We start from the raw sequence: 23,114 nt of genomic DNA on the forward strand, positions 1-23,114 counted from the left end.
GGATTTATTCCAAATTTATGGAATAAATCCAATATTAAATGTTAAGATTATTGTCTTTGTAGCGTTAAAAATTTAAAGCCATTGTGTTCCAAGTTCAGCTCATCTTCGTCTTGTACCGCAATTTCAAATTCTGAAAAACCTGTTTCAGAATTTATGCTTTCGTTGAACGCATCATAAAAAGCTTGACCAAAACTAGTATCAGCCACTTCGGTAGTGACCATTTCTTCAATGAAAAGCATATTCTCGGTAGATGAACTTCGACCACCAAAGGAGTTTACCGAAGTTGTTCCCATAAACTCTCCATTACGTGGAAAAATAATGGAAATGACTTCTTCGGTATTGGGCCCTAAAGTAAGCCCAGTGGGGCTTGAACTATGAATGGCAACCACATGCCATGTTCCCAATATAATTTGATTCTCTATAGTTTCAGAATCATTGTTGCAACTGAAAATCAAACTAAAAAGTAAACAAGCTACTGTTTTTTTAAAAAAACTAGTCTTCATTCGTGTTATTTTTCTCTAGAGGCAATAAAACGAAAAACGTTGCTTTGATATTTTAAGGTTAAGAAACTTTAACAGACAGCTTTTTTTGGCTAACGTGTGATTCATTTTTCCAGAACCATTTCTCCCGAGTCACCAAAGACCAAAATCAGGTCCTGGCTTTCAAAACTATATCCAAACTGTGTGGATTCCAATTCAGATACGGTAGCTGCTTCTACGGCATTGAAAAATGCCTGTCCATATGTTGTGTCTTCTGCCTCTGTGGCGCCAAACTCGATTATCGTCAAAGTATTTGTACCTTCAAATCCATAAAGTCCGTTAAACGTATTGTTCGGGGTTGATCCATTGAACGCTCCATCTTCTAAAAAAGAAATGGAAATTGCTTCACCAGTAGGTGGTCTTTGGGTCAAGCTAGCGGAGGAAACCTTAATGGAAGTGATTTTCCAGGTTCCAAGGATTGCACTGTTATTGTCTCCAATATTGCTTTCTTCCTTGGCACCGCAACTACCAAGGCACACACAAAGAACTAAGCCGAGTAAGCACCTTTTCATCACAAATCAATTAAACGCTACTTTTACCAATTGTTTTTTGGAACCACGTTTGGCATAAAATAGCATATTATTTTCCGCTATGTTCTTTAATGGCTTTGAAACCATCAATGGAAGTCTGGCTTCTTGGTTGTCTATTATTTTCTCATAGTCCATTTTTCCATCCTCATCCAAAGAGATTATAAAAACATTCCTGTTCCTACTAAGTCCCTGCTTGAAAATAATGCGTTCATTATTTATCAATTGGGGGTTCTCGGAAGATGTACAGATAAAGAAGTATGTTTTTCCATTTCTGGAATATGAGCTGTACGAAGCATATGCTCCATCACCTTGGGTAACCTCAGCCTTATTAATATTTCTTGCCCATGCCAAATCTCCATTGGTATTCAATTTGGCGCTTACAATGTCATTGTGGTGAAACCGTTCAATTCGTATTCGTTGCCCAGCTCCGGTTACTTCCATGCTATTGGTCACAAAATACTCTTCAGCATTGAAAAAGATTTCTTCTTCAGGTGTTATCTCCACTCCTTTAAAAACCAAATTCTTGATTTCCTTTTCTTCATCCCTACCAAATTTGTCTTCCATAAACTGTTGCGAAAATGGATTGTATTTTTTGGAATTGATGTTCAGCGAAATGGGATTAACATCAAAATAGGCAATACCATTATATCTATTATCCTTCCTATCTGCATAAAATCCAGTACAGACCAGTCTGTCACTTAATATAATAGGATATAATCCTTCCGAATACTTTCCGGGATCGTCAAAAGACTGTGTTTGACTTCCATTTTGTGAAACCTTAATCAATTCGTATTGAAATTTTCGCTCATCAACTCGAAACCGTTTCTTTTTAAAATAGGCTTTACCAATTATATATGCCGTTTGTAAATCTGAGGATATGGCAATATTTTCAAACGCATAGTTCTTTTCTTCTATTTCATATGAAAAGTCATGCTCAAATTTTTTGTTCAATGCGGTGTCATACAAATGAATAATATGTTTGTTGGATTTTCCTTTCTTGTGATGGGTACTAATAATGAAGCCCGTCTTTTCTTGGTTGAAAAGTATGGCCGTGGAGAAACCTTTTGAAAAATTCCTATTATAATAATTCTTGCCCACTGGATTCTGTACCTGCTCAGAAGAAATGGACAATAGCTTTTTCTCTCTAAAATTAAATTCGTGAATAGGGCTTGTATGCACTGAATACTCATACTGACCACGATCATAATTATAATTCAAAAACAACAGGTTCAATTGTCCGTTTTTTAGAAACCCATCTACAAAGTCAAGACCTTTGAGCTTGTAATTGTATTCTGAGACTAACTGCAGGTTTCGGTCATAACGCTCAATCAAATATCCTTTTGGTTTAAGAATAAGCCCTTGAAAATAAGCTCTAACCAGTACATATCCGTCTTCACCATCATCAGCGATGGTCAAAAGGTTGGAATATCGGTATCTATCATTGAATTTTTCGCCAAAATCATAGGAAACGGGCATTTTTTGGGCATTACCCATAACACCCATCAAAAATAGGAACAGTAGTACAAATCTTTGTTTCATCATAGTCTGGTTTGGTTAGACCAACAGCTAGGACCCAGGAAAATCTGCTTTCCGCTTCTCTAAAAAGGCCGAAGTACCTTCCTTAAAATCATTGGTACCAAAGCAGCTACCAAAAGCATCAACTTCTGCGGCATAACCGTTTACATCATACTTAAAACCAGCATTTACAGCATTTATTGCATATTTTATCGCTACAGAGGAGTTATTCGATATCCTGCTTGCTATTTTATGGCCTAACGGGAGTAATTCTTCTTGCGAAACCACATGGTTTACAAGGCCATAATCAAGAGCTGTTGCTGCATCGATCATTCCAGCTGTCATAATCATTTCCATGGCCCTTCCTTTACCAATAAGCATTGGAAGGCGTTGTGTGCCTCCATACCCTGGTATAAGGCCTAATGTAACCTCGGGCAGCCCCATTTTTGCATTTTCGCTCGCCAATCTAAAATGGCATGACATTGCCAATTCCAATCCACCCCCCAAAGCAAAACCATTTACCGCGGCAATCACCGGCGTGGAAAGGTTCTCTACAAAATTGAACAACAGTTTTTGACCTTCTGCCGCCAACTGCCATCCCTCTTGAATGGAAAAATCGGAAAACTCAGAAATATCGGCTCCCGCCACAAAAGCTTTTTCTCCGCTTCCTGTTATAATGATAACCTTGATTCCAGTATCCTCATCCAACTCTTTGAAAGCAACATGAAGTTCTTCAATGGTTCTTTTGTTAAGCGCATTCAGTTTTTTGGGACGATTAATCGTTATCGTTGCGATATTGTTCTCTTCTTCGATATAAATGTTCTTGTAATCCATCTTAACGTCCTATGTAATTAAATTCTATATGAAATATTATAGCTCTTTGGGAAATTTCACGGTAAATACGGTTCCCTTGCCTTCTTGTGAGGTAAAATCTATACTTCCGTTGTAATTTTCCACAATATTCTTAACCATTCCAAGACCAAGGCCCATTCCACTGGATTTTGTAGTGAATTTGGGTTCAAATATTTTTTGTTTGAATTGGTCTGAAATACCAATTCCGTTATCTGCCACCGAAATTTTTACCATCTCTTCTTCGGAAGCCACAGTGACAAGAATTCTTGGGGAATCTACCTCAGGTAGGGCTTGAATCGCATTTTTTACCAGATTGGTGATGACCCTGATGAGTTGTGTGCGATCTAGCTTGGCAATAACTTCTTTTTCATCAGCAATAAAATGAATGTACTCTTCATTAAAAATTTCCAATGCCAGTTTTACGATTTTAACCACATTCAAGGTCTCATTTTGCTGGGCCGGCATATTCGCAAAATTTGAAAATGCTGAGGCAATATTGCTCATGGTATCTATCTGCTGAATCAATGTTTTCGAGAACTCTTTAATCTTGGTTTCTGCTTTTGGATCGTTGGGATCAAACTTGCGTTCAAAACTCTGTACTGTTAACCGCAAGGGTGTCAATGGATTTTTAATTTCATGTGCCACTTGCTTTGCCATTTCCCGCCAAGCTTGTTCCCGTTCACTTCTTGCTAATTTTACCGCGCTCTGTTCCAGCTCATCAATCATTCCATTATAGGAATCCACCAATTTTCCAATCTCCTCTGTTGGATTTTCGATGTGGATTTTCTCATTCCCTTGGGTTAGGTTGGTCTGGTTCATCTTATCCGATATGGTCTGTAATGACCGGGTAATGTATTTTGATATAAAATAGGCAAGGATAATTGCTGAAAGTAGCATCAACAAATACACCCCTCCCAACCGAAACATAAACTCGCGCAACTCCATATTGCTGAAGGAATTATCTTCAAAATAGGGCAGGTTCATTATACCGATTGGTTTAAACTTTGCATCGTTTATGTAGGTATACGAGGCCTTATAATTATCTCCAGCAGCTGTCTTTTCTTCAACATAACGTTTATTTGCACTGGACTGAAGATTATTTAAAATGGACGCATCTAGACAATTGGAAATGGAATCTGCCTCAAAACTGGGTCGGGAACTTTTTACCAAAGCTCCTTCAAGGTCATAAATGTTGAAATTTACATTCTGCACATCCGCAATCTTGTAAATTTCGTCCATGAAAATAAATTCTAGATTCTCAGGAGTGGTTGGGTAAGTAGTTTCCCTTAAGGCGTAGGCTAAACTCTGGAGTATCTGTTCTTCTTTTCGCTCCAACCTATTTTCATGGTAGTCCTTGCTTTGTTCCCTATACTGATAAATGGTGACTCCTGCGATTAAAACAGATGCTATGAGCACCAGCAAAATCATAGTGATAAAAATTCGAGACCTCAGGGAAAATTTCTTGAACAAATTGAAACTGATTTGAGGTAAATTTACGCAATTATCACGCCATATTTAGGTTGAATTTAAGAGCAAGTTTCAAGCATTTGGATTTTTGTCCCTAATCCTTTTATACAGGCGGATACCAAGCATCAACAAAATAGCCAAGACAAAAATCCCAAACACACCATAAATCCAATTGAAGGCATTTTTTAAAACAACCAAGAAAACTATTGCAAACAGGACCAACGTGGCAATCTCATTCCAGATGCGCATAAAACGCGAAGTATACTTGACATCATCTCGCTGTAACTGTTTGAAAATTTGATGGCATTTTAAATGATAGAAAAAAAGTAAACCCACAAACCCCAATTTTACATGCATCCAAGCTTGCTGAAGCCAACCGGGCATCAAAATCAAAAGCCAAATGGCAAATAGGGTACATAAAATGGCCGATGGCCAGGTAATGATGTACCACAATCTTTTGGTCATGAGCTTTAACTGTTCCGATAAGATTTCTTTATCAGGAGATGGTTTTTGCCAAGCTTCAATATGATAAATAAACAATCGAGGAATGTAAAACAACCCGGCAAACCAGGTAACCACAAAAATTAGGTGCAGTGATTTTATGTAATTGTAGATTTCCATATTATCGGTTGGTGGATCAAAGGTAAAGGGTGTCGTTCAAAAATGAAACACCCGTAACCTTTATCCTTTGCCCATTTATTCCTCAATACTTAAATAATCCAAGCGTAAACCATTAAACTCGGTATTAAACTCCTTCATCTCTTTTTCTATTAAGGCATCAAAAGCAGTTAGTTGTGTTTTTATTTTGGATGAAAGTTCATTTTTCACCGCGATATCTTGTTCTGTTGGTGGAAAATCATCAATGGAGACCAAACTGTTGAGGTGCCCCAGCTTGTTTGTCAACCGAATTGGAAAATTAAGTGGGTCTTGATTGCTACGGTTCTTGGTTTGATACAAGGCTTTTTCTATCTCACCAAAATCCTCTTTCATTTTTTTTGCCTTTTCCACTAAATCTGTAGTTTGCCCATTGTCCTTATATTGTTTTACAAAAGCATCTAGTTTCGTATTGATTTTCCTAATCTTTTTTATGGATTTATGCGCTAGATCCACGGTTTCATTAATGTCTGAAATAAAATCATATTGCTTTTGCATATCGGTAACAGAAACCTCGGCCCTAGGATCTAGGAGAATATTAAATTCTTTGGATTGATTGTCCCCATTCACATTTAAATGAACCTGGTAGTTACCTGGGACCGCCTTTGCTCCACCTAAATTGGCCCACCAAAGTATCATGCCCTCCAATTTTTCTGCTCCCTTACCACGCGTATCCCAAACATGTGTGTTCCCTCCTTTTTTTATTTTTATTTTTTTCTTCTTGTCTTTCGAAAAATTACTGTAGCCCGCCAAAGTATCTCCATTCATTTTGGTATAGGTAACAGCAACACTATCCTTTTCTGTAAAATCTTTAAGGTAAAAATGGGTGACAACTCCATTTGGGTGATTTTGACCCTCCGTTTTTGAAGGTTTCTTAGCAGCAGTACCTTTGGTTCTATAGCTGTCATTAGGTTGATATAAAATGGCATTGGAACTCTTCTTGGAGACATCTAACTGATGTAAAACCGTTAAATCATCAATGACCCATAAACTTCGCCCTTGGGTAGCCACAATCAAATTGTTGTTCTTAATGGTTAAATCCGTAATGGGAACTATGGGTAAATTCAACTGAAATTTTTGCCAGCTTTTGCCATCATTAAAAGAAATATACATTCCCGTTTCAGTTCCTGCATACAATAGGCCCTTTACTTTTGGGTCTTCCCGAAGCACTCGTGTAAAGTGTTCGTTATTTATACCGTTCGTTATTTTATACCATGTCTTGCCATAATCTGTAGTCTTGTAAAGGTAAGGTTGAAAGTCCCCCAATTTATATCGTGTTGCTGCAACATAGCAAGTACCTTCATCAAAAGCTGAAGGTTCTATACTGTTAATCATATTCCACTCGGGCATATTGGGTGGAGTAACATTTTCCCAATTTGCCCCACCATCTTTGGTCACGTGTATCAGCCCATCGTCACTCCCTACCCAAAGCAATCCCTCTTTTATGGGACTTTCATTAGCGGCGAAAATGGTACAATAATATTCCACTCCTGTATTGTCTTGCGTAATTGGACCTCCACTGCTAACCAGTTTGTTCGGATCATTTCGTGTCAGGTCACCACTGAGCAATTCCCAACTTTGCCCTTCATTAGTGCTTAAATGTACATGGTTGGAAAACGTATACAGTTTTTTAGGGTCATGCTTACTAAAAATGATTGGAAAATTCCACTGAAAGCGATATTTCATGCCTTCGGCTCCATATCCCATTGGGTTGTCTGGCCATACATTAACTCCCCTAACGGTATTATTCTTATGGTTTACTCTTGTTAAAAATCCGCCATAACTACCTCCATACACAATATCATTGTTTGTTGGGTCTACAGCAATATGAGCCGATTCTCCCCCAGCTGTTGGTTCCCAATCGTCTTCACCAATAAAACCGCCATCGCTACGATGATTAATTCTTATGGTAGAATTATCTTGCTGTGCCACATAAATCCGATACGGAAAAGCATTATCTGTTGTTACTCGATAAAACTGGGCTGTTGGTTGGTTGTAATAGGTGCTCCAGGTTTCACCACCGTCATAGCTGATCTGTGCTCCACCATCATCACCTATAATCATCCGTTTTGAATTCTCTGGGGAAATCCAAAGATCATGATGATCTCCATGGGGTGCATTAAAGGTATTAAAGGTTTTACCCCCGTCTGTAGATTTGTGATAGCGTACGTTGAGAACATAAACCACATCTTCATCTTCGGTATCCGCATATACTCGGGTATAGTACCAGGCCCGCTGTCTTAGTTTTCGTTCTTCATTGACACGTGTCCATTTTTTACCCCCATCATCAGAACGGTACAGCCCTCCTTTTTCCTTGTTTTCAATAATGGCCCAAACCCTGTCACTGTTTTTTGGTGACACGGTAACACCAATAATTCCTAAAGTGTCCTTTGGAAAGCCTTCATTTTTTGAAATTTCCATCCACGTTTCCCCACTATCAGTGCTCTTCCAAAGTGCGGATCCATCGCCCCCACTGCTCAAGCTATACGGTGTTCTTTTGGCTCGCCATGTGGATGCATAAAGTATTCTTGGGTTGTTAGGGTCAAAGGTTAAATCCACGGCCCCAGATTGATCATTTACGAACAAGACTTGCTTCCATGTTTTTCCACCATCAATACTTTTATACACTCCGCGTTCATTGGTAGGTTTGTAGATATTCCCCAGAACAGCTGCGAATACTGTGTTATAGTCTGTTGGATGGATTCGAATTCGTGGTACATGACGACTGTTTTTAAGCCCCGCCGAAGTCCATGTTTTGCCAGCGTCCTCGGTCTTCCATATACCGTAACCACTGGATACATTTCCACGAAGTGTTTTTTCTCCACCTCCAGCATAAATTATATTAGGGTCACTTTTGGCCACCTCAACAGCGCCAATACTTCCTCCAAAATAGCCATCGGAAATATTCTCCCAGCTACGGCCACCATCCAATGTTTTCCAAACACCGCCTCCAGTGGCTCCAAAATAAAAAAGATTCGGTTCTCCTGGAACTCCAGTTACTGCGGCAGAACGCCCACCTCGAAATGGCCCTACCAAACGGTACTCCAAACTGGAATAGAGTTCTTCTGGATATTCAGGAGCTGTTTGTGAAGATTTATTGCGTCGTTGAGCCTCTGCTATAGGGGTAAAAAGGCATAGTGCCAGCAATAACAAGCCGGCTTTGGAAAGTAGTTGTTTCATTTTCTTAAGTGTTGAATTAGTCGGTATTAAATGTAGGGAAAAACATGGCATGTAACAATGTGGATAATTTAATACTAATGTATCAGATGAAGTAATCGTTCATTTTTAGTAGTTTTAGATTATTAACACAAACACATTACCATGGATATTTTTAGCAAGATCAAAGAGAAACTCACACATGAGTTTATTGATATTATTGAATGGCTCGACTATACTGATGACACCATTGCCCATAGATTTGAGCGTTATCAAAATGAAATAAAGAATGGGGCCAAGCTTATTGTAAGGGAAGGGCAGACCGCTGTTTTTATAAACGAAGGTCAATTGGCAGATGTATTTAAACCAGGCACTTATGACCTAACTACACAAAACCTCCCCATTTTAGCAACCCTAAAGGGTTGGAAATATGGTTTTAATTCTCCCTTTAAAGCTGAGGTCTATTTTGTGAACACCCATCTTTTTACCGATGAAAAGTGGGGCACCAAAAGCCCAATCACTTTAAGCGATGATCGTTTTGGCTTAGTGGAGATCAGAGCTTTTGGTACTTATGCCTTTAAAATTTCGGATGCCGGAAAATTTATTACGGACATTGTTGGAACCGATAACAACTTCACCAATTTTGAAATCAATGAACATCTAAAAAGTTTGATTGCAACCCGATTCACGGATACCGTCGGCGAAGCCAATTTGCCCATAGAATTGTATGCCGCAAATACTTCTGAACTTTCAGAAACTTGTCAAGACGTCATGAAACCAGAATTCCTTTCTGTAGGGATTTCCTTGGAGAAATTCTATATCGAGAACGTCTCCATGCCCGAAGACCTCAAAAAAGAAATCTTTGAGTACAGCCGTATTGATAAGTTGGATTTGGACAAATTGACCAAGTTTAAAACTGCAAAAGCTATTGAGGCAGCAGCCAAGAATGAAGGTGGTACCGCCGGAGCTGGTATGGGAATGGGAATGGGTTTTGTATTGGCTCAACAAATGGGTGGCATGATGAGCCCCCAAATGGGTGGCGTTCAACAAATTCAGCAGCCAGGAGTAACAGTTCCTCCACCAATGCCAACTGCAGTTCAGTATTTCTATGCTTCAAATGGAACGCAACAAGGACCAGTGTCTTTTGAGCAATTACAGGCTCTTTTTGCGGGGCGTACCGTTAATAGAGACAGTTTGGTTTGGAAACAAGGCATGGCAGCTTGGACCGCCTTGAAGGATGTTGAGGAATTAAAATCGTTTTTAGGGGGAAATACCCCACCACCGTTGCCAAACAATTAATCTTTGGAACCATCAATCCAAAAAACAGAACTTAAAAAACCCTGCGTTAATTGCGGTGCAGAGCTCAAATACAAACCTGGAACTACCAATATTAGTTGCGAGTATTGTGGGCATGAGGAATCTATCAATATAGATGGAAATGGGTTTGCAGAACTGGAGTTATATCCATATCTGAAAGAGATGGGTGCCCAAAAACACAGTGAGGAAATCTCTATGCTTCATTGTAAAAATTGTGGTGCCAATCAGCATGTAGAAGAAAATTACAAGTCCCTTCATTGCGTTTATTGCAGTATGCCTTTAATCATAGAAGATGCTTATATAGAAGATTGGATACTTCCCGGCGCCGTGCTGCCTTTTCAGATTGAAAAACAGAAATCATTCCTCATTTTTCAAAAGTGGGTCAGTAAATTGTGGTGTGCGCCCACTAAACTTAAAAAGGCTTCTTTAGACCCTCAATTTACCAAAGGATTGTATCTGCCCTATTGGACGTTTGACGCACAACTTTCAGCTTTTTATACTGGGCAACGAGGTGAATATTATTATGAGACACGTAGAGTTAGGAATGCACAAGGTAAAATGGTCTCGCAACGGGTTAGAAAAACGCGTTGGTATCCTGCTTCTGGAAGAGTTTCCGGTTTTGTAGATGATACTTTGATAGAGGCTTCCAAACAGAAGGCAGGCAGAATCCCAACCAAAATCGCACATTGGAATTTAAAAAAATTACAGCCTTTCAATAGTGGTTTCCTTTCCGGGTTTGTCACCGAAAAATATACCATCCCTTTAAAGCAAGGGCATTTATCGGCAAAGGGTGAGGCGGAACGTATTGCCAAGCGCTGGTGCAGACAAGATATTGGGGGAGATACACAACGAGTGACCAGCATGAACATGAGTCTATCCGATGAAACCTTCAAACATATTTTATTACCTGTTTATATAAGTGCATATCGGTACAAAGGCAAAGAATACAATTTTTACATTAATGGGGAAAATGGTACAATTTCAGGAACACGACCTTATAGTTTTTGGAAAATATTTTCAGCTGTTGTCTTTGGAGTTATCATAATTGCCATATTGGTATTTCTGGCACAGGGGTAATTATAAAAAATTGATAATGGGGAATTATAATTTTTTGGAATCTAAACTCTGGTTTTTTGGAATTTGCTTTATATCTATATTAATTTCCAACCATAAATGTTATGGTCAAGGGAACACTCATATTACAACACTTCATTTTGAAAAAGACCTTATTCCAGAAGGTATTGCCATCGATACAAAAACCAAAAAGGTATATATCAATAGTCTTAAGCACAACAAAATTGTGCGTTGTAATCTGGATGGCAGCGATCCAGAAGATTTCATCATTGAAAATGAACATGGGTATTTATCCGGTTTTGGAATGACCATTAAGGGTGATACGCTTTTTGCTTTAGGCAACAGTTTGCCCAAAGCAGATAACAAGTCGATTCTTTTACTTTTGAATACCCTCACAGGTGATTTAATCAAATCATATTCCATTGATAATTCAGAGTTTATTTATTTAAATGATATTGCCATAAGTGATGAAGGAACGGTATTTATTACTGATTCAGAAAGTAACAACATCTATACCATCAACAAAGAAGAAGATAACCTAGAAATCTTTTTAAGCCATGACAACCTTAAACATAGCAATGGCATTGCTATCTCCTCCAATGATAAATACCTCTATTTCGCTTCCTATGCTAGTGGACTAAGAATTCTAGATATCGCTTCAAAAAAACTGGTGAATCCTCCTAACAATTATAAAGGTGTTGATGGATTGAAATTTTATAAAAACAAGCTCATCGCCATAATAAACGGCAAACGAGATCAAACCCAAAATGGCGTATATCAATTTCAACTCACTACAAAGGGTACCGCGATTGAAAGCAAAGAGAAAATATGGGAGCTTAAAAACGAAACGGACATCCCAACCACCTTTGATATTGAAAACGATGTTCTGTATTTTATTGCTGACTCCCAAATGGACCAAATGAACCAAGAAGCCAATACAATACAGGATGAATCTAAGTTGGAAGATTATTCGTTGATCATAAAATCATTGAAACCTAAGGTACAGGCCAAAAACTATTGCACTGAAATTGGCAGGTTTGATTTGCTCATTGATGCGGATGAAGTGGCCGGCTCCTATTTATTGATTCATAAAGATGCTTTGGGTGGTGTTTGGGGGCGACTAAAGGGTAATGTAATGAACGGAAGATGGCATGACGCTGATGGAAAAGGGGATATCATCATCACCTTTACGGAAGACTTCTCTTTTTTTACCGCTGATTATAGAAGCGATGATGAGCCTGAAAAATGGCACAAAGATTCATGGCATGGCGCTCTTAGGCCAGATACCGGTACTTCGTTTGATTTCAATAATAAAACCTATCAATGCGAATAGGGCTTTTCAATTCAAAAACTCAAGACAAACAGGACTGGATAATTTAGTTTCACTTAAAAATTCCATTGTACCGTTTTCAACATCTCGTTTAAATACGGTAATGTTATTGCTTCTTTGGTTAGCAACTAACACAAAATTACCGCTAGGGTCAATCGAGAAATTTCTGGGCCAATCTCCATGAACAGATTCACGACCAGTCAGGCTGATTTTTCCCGTTGCCTGATCAACCGAGAATATAACAATGGTATTTTCACCTCGGTTTGAGCCGTATAAAAACCGTCCGTCCGGAGATAAATGAATATCTGCGCAGGATTTTACACCTTCCCAATCGGGTGCCAAGGTATTTTCGGTTTGAATTGGGTTATAACTCCCCTCATCATCCCTTTTTAAAACAGTAATAGTAGCATTTAGTTCATTGATTACATAAAGGAAACTTCCGTCTGCATTAAACTCAAAATGACGTGGCCCGGCGCCATCTGGAAAATCCAATGAAGCTTGATGTGCAGGTATCCATGAGCCCTCATTCTGAATATATCTTTTTATTGCATCCAGCCCTAAATCAGAAACAAATAATCCATCTTTATTGAAATGTGCCTTGTGGGCATGAGCTACCTTAGCAGTATCCAACACTTTATGGTCAATAATTTGTGGATTGGGCTTTAAACTTCCATCAGCATTCAAATCAAAAATAGAAACACTACCCCCTGTATAGTTTGAAGCGGCCAGTTGCCTCTTATCGGACAAGGTTACGTGACAAGGGTGAGCCCCGCCTACATCGACTGTATTCAAATGTGATAATTCCCCATCAATTAATTCAAAAGAAGAAATACCTCCATTTACGTCATTAAAATCCGCAGTTTCTTGAATTGAATACAAATATTTTTTATCGTTTGATATCTCCAAAAACGAAGGATTGGGCAAAACTGCTGAAAGTTTTGGTTCACTTAAAATTCCTGTATTGGCATCAAAAGTCAACTTATAAATACCTTCGCTATCCCCATTGGTATAGGTTCCCACAAATAATGGATACATCTTTTCCATTTGTTTCTTTTCTGAACAACCGATCAAAAGAACACTAAAAATTAAATACGAAAACTTCATGTTTTAAAAGGTCTTTTGCTAAAAATAGTAACTAAATGCGACATGCAAGTTTTCTTTATCTCCTTCTTTATATTTTTGAACAGTGAATACGGATGTCTTAATTTTGGTTTTAAGTTCTTTGGGCGTTGCGCAAGCGCTCTTTCTTTCTTTTTACCTTCTAACCCTAAAAAAGGGAAACAGAAATGCCAACATTTTTTTGGGGCTGGCTATTTTTGGATTGACCATGCGAATAGGCAAGTCCATACTTAATGTGCATTTGAATTTAGACCCTTGGCAACGCAATTTGGGCCTATCCGGTATTTTGTTGACTGGTCCCTTTTTGTGGTTTTATGGTAAAGCATTATTGGACGCTCAAAAAAAATTCGTTCTAAAGGATTACATCCATATTGTTCCATTTGTTTTATTTGCCTTTTTATGTGCCATTATTCCTAACGATGGTCGTCCAATCTCTTATGCTATTTATCTTACAGTATTTGCACATTTGGCAACTTATGTTGTTTTCTCTTCTCAGGTATTCTATAAGCATAGAACAAAAGTGCATCCGCAGCGGGCTTCTTGGTACAGAAATCTGGTTATAGGAGTTGCCTTAATCTGGCTTTTTTACATGGGTCACCTTGCAGGGTTGTTCTCCCTTTACATAGGTGGTGCTGTTTTTTTCTCTGTATTGATTTATATTTTCTCTTTTCTTTTTTTGCAGAAACATGCTTTTCAATTGGGAAAGTACAATGCCTCTTCTTTGAACAAATCTGCTTCGGAGGAGCTTTTGCATTCCATAAAAAATCTTTTTGAACAAGAACAGGTTTTCCTTGATAATACTATTTCACTTGAAACTGTAGCGGAAAAATTACATGCCTCACCCAGAAAACTGTCTCAGGCCATAAATGAAAATGAGAACAAGAATTTCTCAGAATTTGTGAATGGCTATCGCATTGAAAAAGCCAAAAAACTGTTGGCTGATTCGGATTACAATAAGGAGAAAATAGTAGCCATAGCCTACGATTGTGGTTTCAGTAATGCCACATCCTTTAACTTGGCTTTTAAAGCCAGAACCCAATTAACACCTTCGCAATACCGAAAAGAATTTGGAACAGTCTAGCTTCTTTTCGTCTTAAAAATCATGTTTTTTAAAGGATTTTAGTTCTGGTTTTTTATCATTTGTAGAAAAGTTATATAGGATGAAAAACTTGATAGTTGCTTTTATAGTTCTTTTGATCGGTTGTTCAGAAAAGCAATCAACAATACCATCTTTACCGACCAAGGAAATTGTAATGGACGGGCTCAACCATCCTTGGAGCATGGCCTTCTTATCCAATGAAGAAGCTTTGGTTTCCGAAAAAGACGGACATCTTCTACGCATCAATCTTAACTCAAAAGAAAAACGAATCATCAAAGGGTTTCCAACGGATTTAACCGATAGCATACGTGCCATTCACTTTGGCGACAATTCAGGAATTTTTGAGGTGCTTATTGATCCTGATTTTACTAGTGACCCATGGGTATATGTTTCATACGCCGCCAAAGTACCAGGGAAAGGAACAACTACCAAAATAGTTCGCGCACAGCTAAAGAACGATTCCCTTCTCCAGCATCAAACTCTTCTTGAGGCAAATCCCTTTACAAAAGAATACTATCATTATGGTGGCGGTATGACCTTTGGGCCAGATGGCAAACTATACATCACCATTGGTGAGCGCCTCTATTGGGAAAAAGATGAGCCTGAAATACCAATTGCACAAGATGTGTCTGATAAAAGAGGAAAGATATATCGCATTAATCCTGATGGGAGTATTCCAGACGATAACCCAGATTTTGGTCCAAATGCCGTGCCCGGTTTATATGCAATGGGTATACGAGCAGCACAAGGAATAACTGTAGAACCTAAAACGGGTAATATTTGGTTTAGCGAACATGGTACTATTCAAGGTGATGAAATCAATATTCTCAAAGCTAGAGCAAATTACGGGTGGCCCAATGTAACCTCTGGAAAATTGCGTAGTCAAGATTATACTCCACCAAAATTTGAAGGCGTGACCTTTACACCTCCTGTTTGGTTTTGGCAACATACCGTAGCTCCCACAGGACTTACATTCTATACTGGCAACGAATTCCCCCAATGGGAGAATAATTTAATTGTTCCCGGTTTATCCCGTGGAAGTCTATGGCGATTTCGCATTGAAAGTGAAATTATCAAAAGTGCCGAAGAACTATTCATCGACGACCGTGTTCGTATACGTAAAGTAAGACAAAGCCCAGATGGAAAATTATATATCCTTACCGATGAGGATAATGGAAAACTTATTCAAATTAAAGCACAATAAATAATTCAATTCTAAAACTTAGCAACACATGAAAACACAATTCTTGACTATTACACTTTTGTTCCTATCACTTTCTTTATCAGCACAGTCTGAAGAAGAGGAAATTAAACAAACATTACAGAACTATATTGATGGTTCATCGTATAACAACCAAGAACTTATTCAATCAGCATTTTATAAAGGCGCCGATTTGTTCCTTTCCAAAAAAGACCAAGAGTTATGGGTTTTATCCCCTGAGGAATATGCAAACCTATTTAAGAATAGAGAACAAGGAAAGTTCAATGGAAGGGTTGGAAAAATTCTGAATGTGGATTATGCAAACAATATAGCATCCGCTAAAGCTGAAATCCTGATTCCTAAACAGAATCTAAAGTTTATAGACATCTTCCTATTGAAAAAACTTGATGGTAAATGGAAAATCATCAGCAAAGCGGCAACTTTAATAACTGAATAATACTCTAATCTTATTATTTTAAACATGAAAAATATTGGTGTTTCCCTTTTAAAGCTTTTTTTGCTATTATCATCTATCTATGGATTCTCTCAAGACAAAAGTGGAGATTTAGAAAAGGCAATTGATAATTTATTTAGTTCTTATACAACAGAAACTCCAGGAGTAGCTGTGGCCATCGTCAAAGACACTACTATTGTATTCAAAAAGGGATATGGTCAAGCCACATTAGAGTATGACATTCCCATAACACCAAAAACAATTTTTCATGTCGCATCTGTTTCTAAACAGTTTACCGCATTTGCTATTTACCTTTTAGAGAAGAAGGGTAAGCTATCATTTGAAGATGATGTTCGAACATACTTGCCCGAATTACCTGATTACCACAAAATCATCCGTATCAAACATCTGCTCTCACATACGAGTGGATTGCGAGACCAATGGGCCTTATTGACATTGGCAGGATGGTCACTCGAAGATGTAATCACCACTGAACAAATCTTGGGTTTGGCCTATAACCAAAAAGGTTTAAACTTTGAATCAGGTACTGCCTTTGGTTATTGTAATACTGGATATACTATACTTGCTAAAATAGTAGAAAAAATTAGTGGGCAATCTTTTGCAGTATTTACAAAACAAAACATCTTTCAACCTCTTAAAATGGGTAATACCCAGTTTTATGATGATTATCAAAAAGTGGTGGAAAACAGAGCATATTCTTATGAAATAAAGAATGGGAATTATATCAAAAAAGAACTGAATTACTCAAATGTTGGACCAACAAGCCTCTTTACAACCGTTGAAGATTTAGCGAAATGGGCCAATAATTTTGACAATCCCATCGTTGGAGACATCGATTTATTCAAAGAATTCAACAAGGTTTCTAACTTAGAAAATGGCAATGCTGTTATCTATAGACAAACCAAAAAAGATACACTTTACCATGCAAAAGGACAATTAATTTGGAAATACAAAGATCACAAACTCATCAGTCATGGTGGGCATGATGCAGGTTTTAGAGCTTTCTTGGCCCGTTTTCCTGAAGATGACTGGAAAATAATCACCCTTAGTAATGATGAACATTACAACATTCTAAAAAATGGATTTCAAATTGCAGATTTGTTTTTAGGCAAAAGGCAAGCCGAAAATTATCTTGAAAAACCATTGCAACAGCCGAAAGCAGAAGTAAGGCCTAAATTCACAAGTAATTTTAAAGAATTTAAAGGTCTATACGCCAGTAATGAGCTTCAAACGAGCTATGAAATAGACATTGAAAATAATATGCTCGTACTCAAACACCACAGATTGGGAAATATGAAATTGACACAAACTGGTGAGGCTGATTTTATAGGAAACAATTATTTTAATTTTCAGCTCACTTTTCTTAAAGAAGCAGAAAAAGTGATTGGTTTTTCAATTTCCAATTTCGGGGTCAAAAACCTTTTGGTCAATAAAATTAGCGACTAGTCCAAACCGCGTATTTCTTTCCGCAAATAAATCCCCGTGACTATTGTTGCCAAAACATCCGCAATTGGAAAAGATATCCAAACTCCCAATTCTCCCAAAAAACAGGGTAAAATCAAAACAAGTGGAATAAAAAAGAATCCTTGTCGCGTTAAGGTTAGAAGCAAGGCAGGGATTGCTTTTCCAACAGCTTGAAAATAGGCAGCCCCGATTAATTGTAATGCTATAATAGGTGTTGCCGCAAAGACCCATCGCATTGCTGTAGGGGCATGTTCCAATACAAAAGCATTGGCTATTAATTCTTCTGCAGGCAAATCTTCCCTGCTACTTAGGAACAATGATGTTATGGCTTCTGGAAAGACCATCAATCCTATGAATACAAGTGTGGCTACCAAAGCCGCATATTTAATAGCTGTATAAATGGATTCTTTGACGCGGTCATATTTTAAAGCGCCATAATTAAACCCTGCAATAGGTAAAAACCCTTGGGTAACACCAAAAACAGGGAATAGCGCAAACATGAGCATTCTACCAATAATAGCGTACACAGCAACCATGGCCTCGCCTCCTAAATTGAACAAGATATTGTTCATCAACAAATAGGTGATACTGGTAACTGCCTGTCTTGCCAAGGTTACAAAACCAAGAGAACCAATTTCTTTTAAAATTGGCATGTTCATCCCAAAATGTGATAGACTTATTTTTAGTTCTGAATTCTTAGAAAGAAAAAAATAGAAGATGTAGCCAAAACAGAGCAGGTAACCAACTGTTGTTGCCCATGCTGCTCCATGCATCCCCCAGTCAAAAACATAGATAAAGATGTAATCCATGAGCAGGTTTCCAACAGAAGGAATAATCATGGCAATCATGGCAAATTTTGGTTTCCCTTCGGCCCTAATGACCGTATTGCCCATCATACAAAGTGCTAAAAATGGTACTCCGTATAAAATAATGGTATAATAAATTTTTGCGGGTTCAAAGATGGTTCCCTTACCGCCAAAGGCAGGTATAAGATCATCTACAAAGTAGAGCCCCAAAGCCACCATACTGATAGTCACCAAAAGGGTCAGTGTAATCTGGTTTCCAAAAGTTTTAAGGGCTTTTTCTTTGTTTTCAGCTCCCAGTGCCCTGGAAATTATGCTGGAACCGCCAATACCGATTGCCATTCCCAATGCAGCAATAAAAAAGGATACGGGTAGCACAACATTAATGGCGGCTATGGCAATGGAGCCAATCCAATTTCCTACGAAAATGGAATCCACCAAAACATTCAGGGACATCACTAAAATTCCTATGGAAGCGGGTACCGCTTGCTTGATCAGCAATTTGCCAATCGGCTCTGTTCCTAATTGATCAGAGGAGACTTTTGCCATCTACACGGGCAGGGTTTCTTTGGACTGCCAATCATTGACCCATTTGGCCATTAGCTCCACCCATTCCTCATTATCATTTAGACAAGGGATGTGAATATAGGATTCGCCGCCGGCTTCCATAAATTGGTCCTTACCTTCCATTGCAATTTCTTCCAACGTCTCCAAACAATCAGAGACAAATGCTGGGGTAATTACTGCCAACTTTGTCTTTCCCTCTTTTGCCAAACGTTCAAATTCAAAATCGGTGAATGGTTTTAGCCATGGATCATTGGGCAACCTAGATTGAAAAGAAATACTTGTTTTATCCTCTGGCAATCCTAAAAAAGCTTTTACTTTTTCTGTAGTATCAAAACATTGGTGACGATAGCATGTATGGTGCGCCACAGAATTTGTTTGACAACAGCTTCCATCTATTTTACAGTGGAATTTTGTTGGATCCGATTTTCGAATATGACGTTCCGGGATACCATGATACGAAAACAGGATGTGGTCATAGTCGAACTCTTCAAGTCCTCTTTCAATACTTTTTGAAAGCACTTCTATATAGTCCGGATTGTTGTAAAAAGCCGGTAGCGTAGTAATTTCCATTTCTGGAAAATGTGCAGTCTGCACTTCCATGGTTTTTACCACAACGGTTTCAAAAGAACTCATTGCATATTGCGGATACAAAGGAACCAACAGTACCTCATCCACGCCTTTATCTTTTAATTCTTGTAACGCATTTTTGATGGTCATTGAACCATAACGCATACCAAGGGCAACAGGCATTTCTGTTTGATTCTTCACTTTTTCAGCAAATCGTTCTGAGATTACAATCAATGGAGAACCTTCTTCCCACCAAATTTTGGAATACGCTTCAGCAGATTTTTTTGGGCGCGTCTGTAATATGATTCCCCTAACAATGATGTTTCGCAACCATTTGGGAACATCAATAACGCGTTCATCCATCAAAAATTCATCCAAATATGGTTTTACATCTTTTGCGGTTGGACTATCTGGAGAACCCAAATTAACCAATAATACTCCTTTCATAGCAATTTGTTAAGAGCAGTAAAAATACTACTTGAAGATGGTTTTACATTTGATTCCACCAATTTGTTTCCTTATAATTCCATAGATAATCCTAATTTAGTTGGGCAAACCTAAACTTGGCTATGTTACATCGTATTTGCATCTATCTAATTTTTGTTTTCACGTTGACGTTGAATTCTCAAATTACTTACTCTCCATTGGATTCCACTTTGTTTTATTCAAAATTGACCGAGCTTAAGGACGATTCAATCGTAGAAATAGGAAAATCATTTTTAGGTACTCCGTACGTTGAAAAAACCTTGGAAATAGGTGACAAAGAAAGCATCGTAATAAATTTAAGAGGTTTTGATTGTACTACCTATGTTGAGAATGTTTTGGCCTTTGGTCTAATGCTCCAAAATAATCAAACCGACTTTGAAAGTTTTACGGAAAATTTAAAAACCATTCGGTATAGAAATAGCGTGTTAGATGGATACCCTTCTCGTTTGCACTACTTTACAGATTGGATCAAAAATAATGAAAGCAAGGGGTTGGTTAAGGATATTACATCGAGTCTAGGAGGAATTGAAGTGAATAAATCCATCAACTTTATGGGAACACATCGCTCTCTTTATCCTTTTTTAAAGAATGACAAGAATTTTGAGGATATGCTAAAAGTTGAAAAAGAGTTGGCGAAACAAAGTCTATGTATTTTACCTCAAAATCAAATTGAAAATAACGAACACCTTATTCAATCTGGAGACATCATAGCCTTGGCCACATCTATTAAGGGTTTGGATGTGACCCATACCGGCTTTGCTATTAGACAAAATGGAAGAATCCATCTACTACATGCTTCCAGTTCTGGGTCTGTTAGAATAACCGAAGAACCTTTGGTAGATTATTTAAGGAAAATAAAAAATAACATTGGTATCGTTGTAGCTAGGCCGCAATAGCAACTATATCAGGGCAGCATAAATGCAAATGCATTGGTCATTAATTGAACGAATTCAGTATCTGAATATTTACCTTTAGCGTGTCCCATACTTGTGTAAAAAGATTTACCTCCATCTGCCCTGTTCCAATAATGCGCTGTCATTCTAGCATCGTCATAACTATTAGACCCTGTATCTGAAACCCTTAATAGCTCGGTAAAAGATGAATCAATATATCCGTCTTCCCAATAATACCATTCTTCATTATCACTCCAAGGAAAACTAATTCCATTGGTTAATTCAGTATTTCCATTTTGTATGCTTACCGTTGCGCCAAATCCTGAGGAAGTATGGTTCGGACTGTTTCTAACACTACATCCGGTTACATTCTCTGCATACCAATCCCACACCCCTTTTCCATTGCCACTGACAGAACTCGCCGTACTATGCCCATAGGCATCACTAGCTGCATGGTTCGAAATAAAATTACCTCCTTGGGCAGCATAGGATTCCACATTACTTCTTTGCGAAGCGTTAAGCATATCACCTGAAGTATTGGTAAAGAAAATAACATCATAATTATTTAAGTTACTTGCTGAATCAAATTCACTACCTGTGTTGTCCACAGTAATCTCAAATCCTAGTTGGTCAGCTATAGCTTGAACCATAGTTTCGCTTTCTTCTCTCGTGTTATGGTCGAAGCCGCTTGTCTTGGTAAATAATAGAACTCTTATTGAAGTCGAGCCTGCTTCCGTAGTTACATCGTCCGATTCACAGGAACTTAAAACAGGTAGTATAAATACAATCGCCGCTAATCCATTTCTTATCCCTGCTTTGGTTGATTCAATAGCAAAACGGAGACCATTCAAAATTGACTTATAAAAATTATACATCTAGTGGGTTCATCTACAAGAATATACGATAAGATATTGCCCTTCGGTTCATAACTAACAATTCCTTAACGATTATAGTCAAACAAGGCTGTTTAAATACTTTTTGGGTGTGGTCCCATATTTCTTTTTAAAGGATGCGATAAAATGACTTGCCGTACTATAACCTACCCTAAGCCCAACTTCGTTTACATTATGTGCCCCTGTTTCAAGCATTTTTCGGGCAAATTCCATCTTATAATCGAGCAAAAAACCATAAACCGAATCACCATAGATTTGCTTAAACCCTTCTTTTAATTTCTTCAAGCTTAGACCAATTTCTTTAGAAAGTTCATCTAATGTTGGTGGCTCCACCATTCTGGAAATCATAATTTCTTTTGCCATTTTTATACGGCGCACATTGTCTTCATCCGCTAAAAAGGGGCATTGTTCCAAGTCTGCATCTTTTGTTTTATTAAAATACAACGAGATCAGCTCGTATACTTTTCCTCTTACATATAATTCTTTAATGGATGGATGAAGATTATAATTCATCATTTGACTTAGCACTACTGCAATTGCAGGAGAAACAACTTCCTGTGAATAGTATTTCTTTTCCTTATTGTCATCACTTAAAAAGGGAATATAATTGGCTTCATTGGAAAAAAGGGAGTGAAACTTTCTGATAGTCATAATAACAGACAACAACCAAGTATTGGGAGAAATATTCAAATTTAATGGCAAATCTTTCTGTGTATTGTATAACAAAAGGGAATTCTCCTCAGATACTTCCAAATGATAATTTCCTTGATTAAAATGAAAGCGAGACCCTCCCTTTAAACAAAAATGAAATTGAATAAATGAGCTATCAATTTCCCTTTCAATTACATTAAATTCTTCTGTATCATTCTGAATTTTAAGTATATAAAATCCATCTTCCACCAGAATTTCCTCATATGAACCTTTGGCGACATTTTCCATTACTAAACACTATTTTTTAAAGCAACTAATTCTATTTAGAATGACTCTAAATTGTTTTTTATAATTCAAATTTACCAATAAATGCAGTGTTTTTGAAGTATTTAGTCAAAAAGTGACCATAATTGTACACTGACTGTTATTTATAGTTCCGCTAGCGTTATTTTTTAAAATATG

At 37.8% G+C, this 23,114-nt stretch carries 20 protein-coding genes; 8 read left to right on the forward strand and 12 right to left on the reverse strand.

Annotated elements, in window-relative coordinates:
• Nucleotides 1–47 precede the first annotated feature (47 nt).
• From AAY42_RS11775 to AAY42_RS11805, 7 genes are all read right to left on the reverse strand, one after another.
• Nucleotides 48–503: an META domain-containing protein gene (locus AAY42_RS11775; protein WP_055395429.1), complete on the reverse strand. Its 456-nt coding sequence runs from the start codon at nt 501–503 to the stop codon at nt 48–50.
• A 101-nt stretch (nt 504–604) separates the two neighbouring features.
• Entirely contained in the window at nt 605–1,051 is a 447-nt protein-coding gene (locus tag AAY42_RS11780; protein WP_082433420.1) for an META domain-containing protein, read from the reverse strand.
• A 6-nt stretch (nt 1,052–1,057) separates the two neighbouring features.
• Complete coding sequence (locus tag AAY42_RS11785; RefSeq protein WP_313777882.1) at nt 1,058–2,611, reverse strand: hypothetical protein; 1,554 nt, start codon at nt 2,609–2,611, stop codon at nt 1,058–1,060.
• 24 nt (nt 2,612–2,635) lie between these two features.
• Nucleotides 2,636–3,418, reverse strand: a complete 783-nt coding sequence (locus AAY42_RS11790) for an enoyl-CoA hydratase/isomerase family protein (protein ID WP_055395440.1) — start codon at nt 3,416–3,418, stop codon at nt 2,636–2,638.
• A 36-nt stretch (nt 3,419–3,454) separates the two neighbouring features.
• Complete coding sequence (locus AAY42_RS11795; RefSeq protein WP_055395442.1) at nt 3,455–4,864, reverse strand: sensor histidine kinase; 1,410 nt, start codon at nt 4,862–4,864, stop codon at nt 3,455–3,457.
• 111 nt (nt 4,865–4,975) lie between these two features.
• Nucleotides 4,976–5,524: a CopD family protein gene (locus AAY42_RS11800; RefSeq protein ID WP_055395444.1), complete on the reverse strand. Its 549-nt coding sequence runs from the start codon at nt 5,522–5,524 to the stop codon at nt 4,976–4,978.
• 75 nt (nt 5,525–5,599) lie between these two features.
• Entirely contained in the window at nt 5,600–8,737 is a 3,138-nt protein-coding gene (locus AAY42_RS11805) for a WD40/YVTN/BNR-like repeat-containing protein (RefSeq protein WP_055395446.1), read from the reverse strand.
• A gap of 141 nt (nt 8,738–8,878) precedes the next feature.
• Here AAY42_RS11805 and AAY42_RS11810 point away from each other — a divergent pair, with 141 nt between their 5' ends.
• From AAY42_RS11810 to AAY42_RS11820, 3 genes are read left to right on the forward strand one after another with little or no spacing between them, the layout of a single operon-like run.
• Complete coding sequence (locus tag AAY42_RS11810; protein ID WP_055395448.1) at nt 8,879–10,012, forward strand: SPFH domain-containing protein; 1,134 nt, start codon at nt 8,879–8,881, stop codon at nt 10,010–10,012.
• A 3-nt stretch (nt 10,013–10,015) separates the two neighbouring features.
• Entirely contained in the window at nt 10,016–11,107 is a 1,092-nt protein-coding gene (locus AAY42_RS11815; RefSeq protein WP_055395450.1) for a TFIIB-type zinc ribbon-containing protein, read from the forward strand.
• Nucleotides 11,108–11,123: 16 nt separating this feature from the next.
• On the forward strand, nt 11,124–12,437 hold the full coding sequence (locus tag AAY42_RS11820; protein ID WP_055395452.1) for an SMP-30/gluconolactonase/LRE family protein: 1,314 nt from the start codon (nt 11,124–11,126) through the stop codon (nt 12,435–12,437).
• A gap of 6 nt (nt 12,438–12,443) precedes the next feature.
• Here AAY42_RS11820 and AAY42_RS11825 read toward each other — a convergent pair whose 3' ends face one another.
• Entirely contained in the window at nt 12,444–13,538 is a 1,095-nt protein-coding gene (locus tag AAY42_RS11825; RefSeq protein ID WP_055395454.1) for a lactonase family protein, read from the reverse strand.
• A gap of 82 nt (nt 13,539–13,620) precedes the next feature.
• On the opposite strand from AAY42_RS11825, the gene AAY42_RS11830 reads away from it, so the two are divergent.
• The 4 genes from AAY42_RS11830 to AAY42_RS11845 all read left to right on the forward strand — a co-directional run bounded on the left by AAY42_RS11830 (nt 13,621) and on the right by AAY42_RS11845 (nt 17,774).
• Nucleotides 13,621–14,634: a helix-turn-helix domain-containing protein gene (locus tag AAY42_RS11830; RefSeq protein WP_055395456.1), complete on the forward strand. Its 1,014-nt coding sequence runs from the start codon at nt 13,621–13,623 to the stop codon at nt 14,632–14,634.
• Nucleotides 14,635–14,713: 79 nt separating this feature from the next.
• Nucleotides 14,714–15,856, forward strand: a complete 1,143-nt coding sequence (locus AAY42_RS11835) for a PQQ-dependent sugar dehydrogenase (RefSeq protein WP_055395457.1) — start codon at nt 14,714–14,716, stop codon at nt 15,854–15,856.
• 28 nt (nt 15,857–15,884) lie between these two features.
• Nucleotides 15,885–16,310, forward strand: a complete 426-nt coding sequence (locus tag AAY42_RS11840) for a nuclear transport factor 2 family protein (protein ID WP_055395459.1) — start codon at nt 15,885–15,887, stop codon at nt 16,308–16,310.
• A 24-nt stretch (nt 16,311–16,334) separates the two neighbouring features.
• Nucleotides 16,335–17,774 carry a serine hydrolase domain-containing protein gene (locus AAY42_RS11845; RefSeq protein WP_055395461.1) on the forward strand — a complete coding sequence of 480 codons (1,440 nt, stop codon included), beginning with the start codon at nt 16,335–16,337 and terminating at the stop codon, nt 17,772–17,774.
• On the opposite strand, the gene AAY42_RS11850 is transcribed toward AAY42_RS11845, so the two are convergent.
• Together AAY42_RS11850 and hemH are read right to left on the reverse strand one after the other, a co-directional pair.
• On the reverse strand, nt 17,771–19,144 hold the full coding sequence (locus AAY42_RS11850; protein ID WP_055395463.1) for an MATE family efflux transporter: 1,374 nt from the start codon (nt 19,142–19,144) through the stop codon (nt 17,771–17,773). The genes AAY42_RS11845 and AAY42_RS11850 overlap by 4 nt on opposite strands.
• Nucleotides 19,145–20,176: a ferrochelatase gene (gene hemH, locus AAY42_RS11855; RefSeq protein WP_055395465.1), complete on the reverse strand. Its 1,032-nt coding sequence runs from the start codon at nt 20,174–20,176 to the stop codon at nt 19,145–19,147.
• Between the two features lie 122 nt (nt 20,177–20,298).
• Here hemH and AAY42_RS11860 point away from each other — a divergent pair, with 122 nt between their 5' ends.
• Nucleotides 20,299–21,111 carry an N-acetylmuramoyl-L-alanine amidase-like domain-containing protein gene (locus AAY42_RS11860; protein ID WP_055395467.1) on the forward strand — a complete coding sequence of 271 codons (813 nt, stop codon included), beginning with the start codon at nt 20,299–20,301 and terminating at the stop codon, nt 21,109–21,111.
• A gap of 8 nt (nt 21,112–21,119) precedes the next feature.
• On the opposite strand, the gene AAY42_RS11865 is transcribed toward AAY42_RS11860, so the two are convergent.
• Nucleotides 21,120–21,983 carry a ThuA domain-containing protein gene (locus tag AAY42_RS11865; RefSeq protein ID WP_055395470.1) on the reverse strand — a complete coding sequence of 288 codons (864 nt, stop codon included), beginning with the start codon at nt 21,981–21,983 and terminating at the stop codon, nt 21,120–21,122.
• Between the two features lie 78 nt (nt 21,984–22,061).
• Nucleotides 22,062–22,940, reverse strand: coding sequence for an AraC family transcriptional regulator (locus AAY42_RS11870; protein WP_055395472.1), 879 nt, complete (start codon nt 22,938–22,940; stop codon nt 22,062–22,064).
• Between the last annotated feature and the right edge of the window lie 174 nt (nt 22,941–23,114).

Origin of the sequence: Flagellimonas eckloniae (assembly GCF_001413955.1) — a bacterium.
Lineage (GTDB): Bacteria > Bacteroidota > Bacteroidia > Flavobacteriales > Flavobacteriaceae > Flagellimonas > Flagellimonas eckloniae.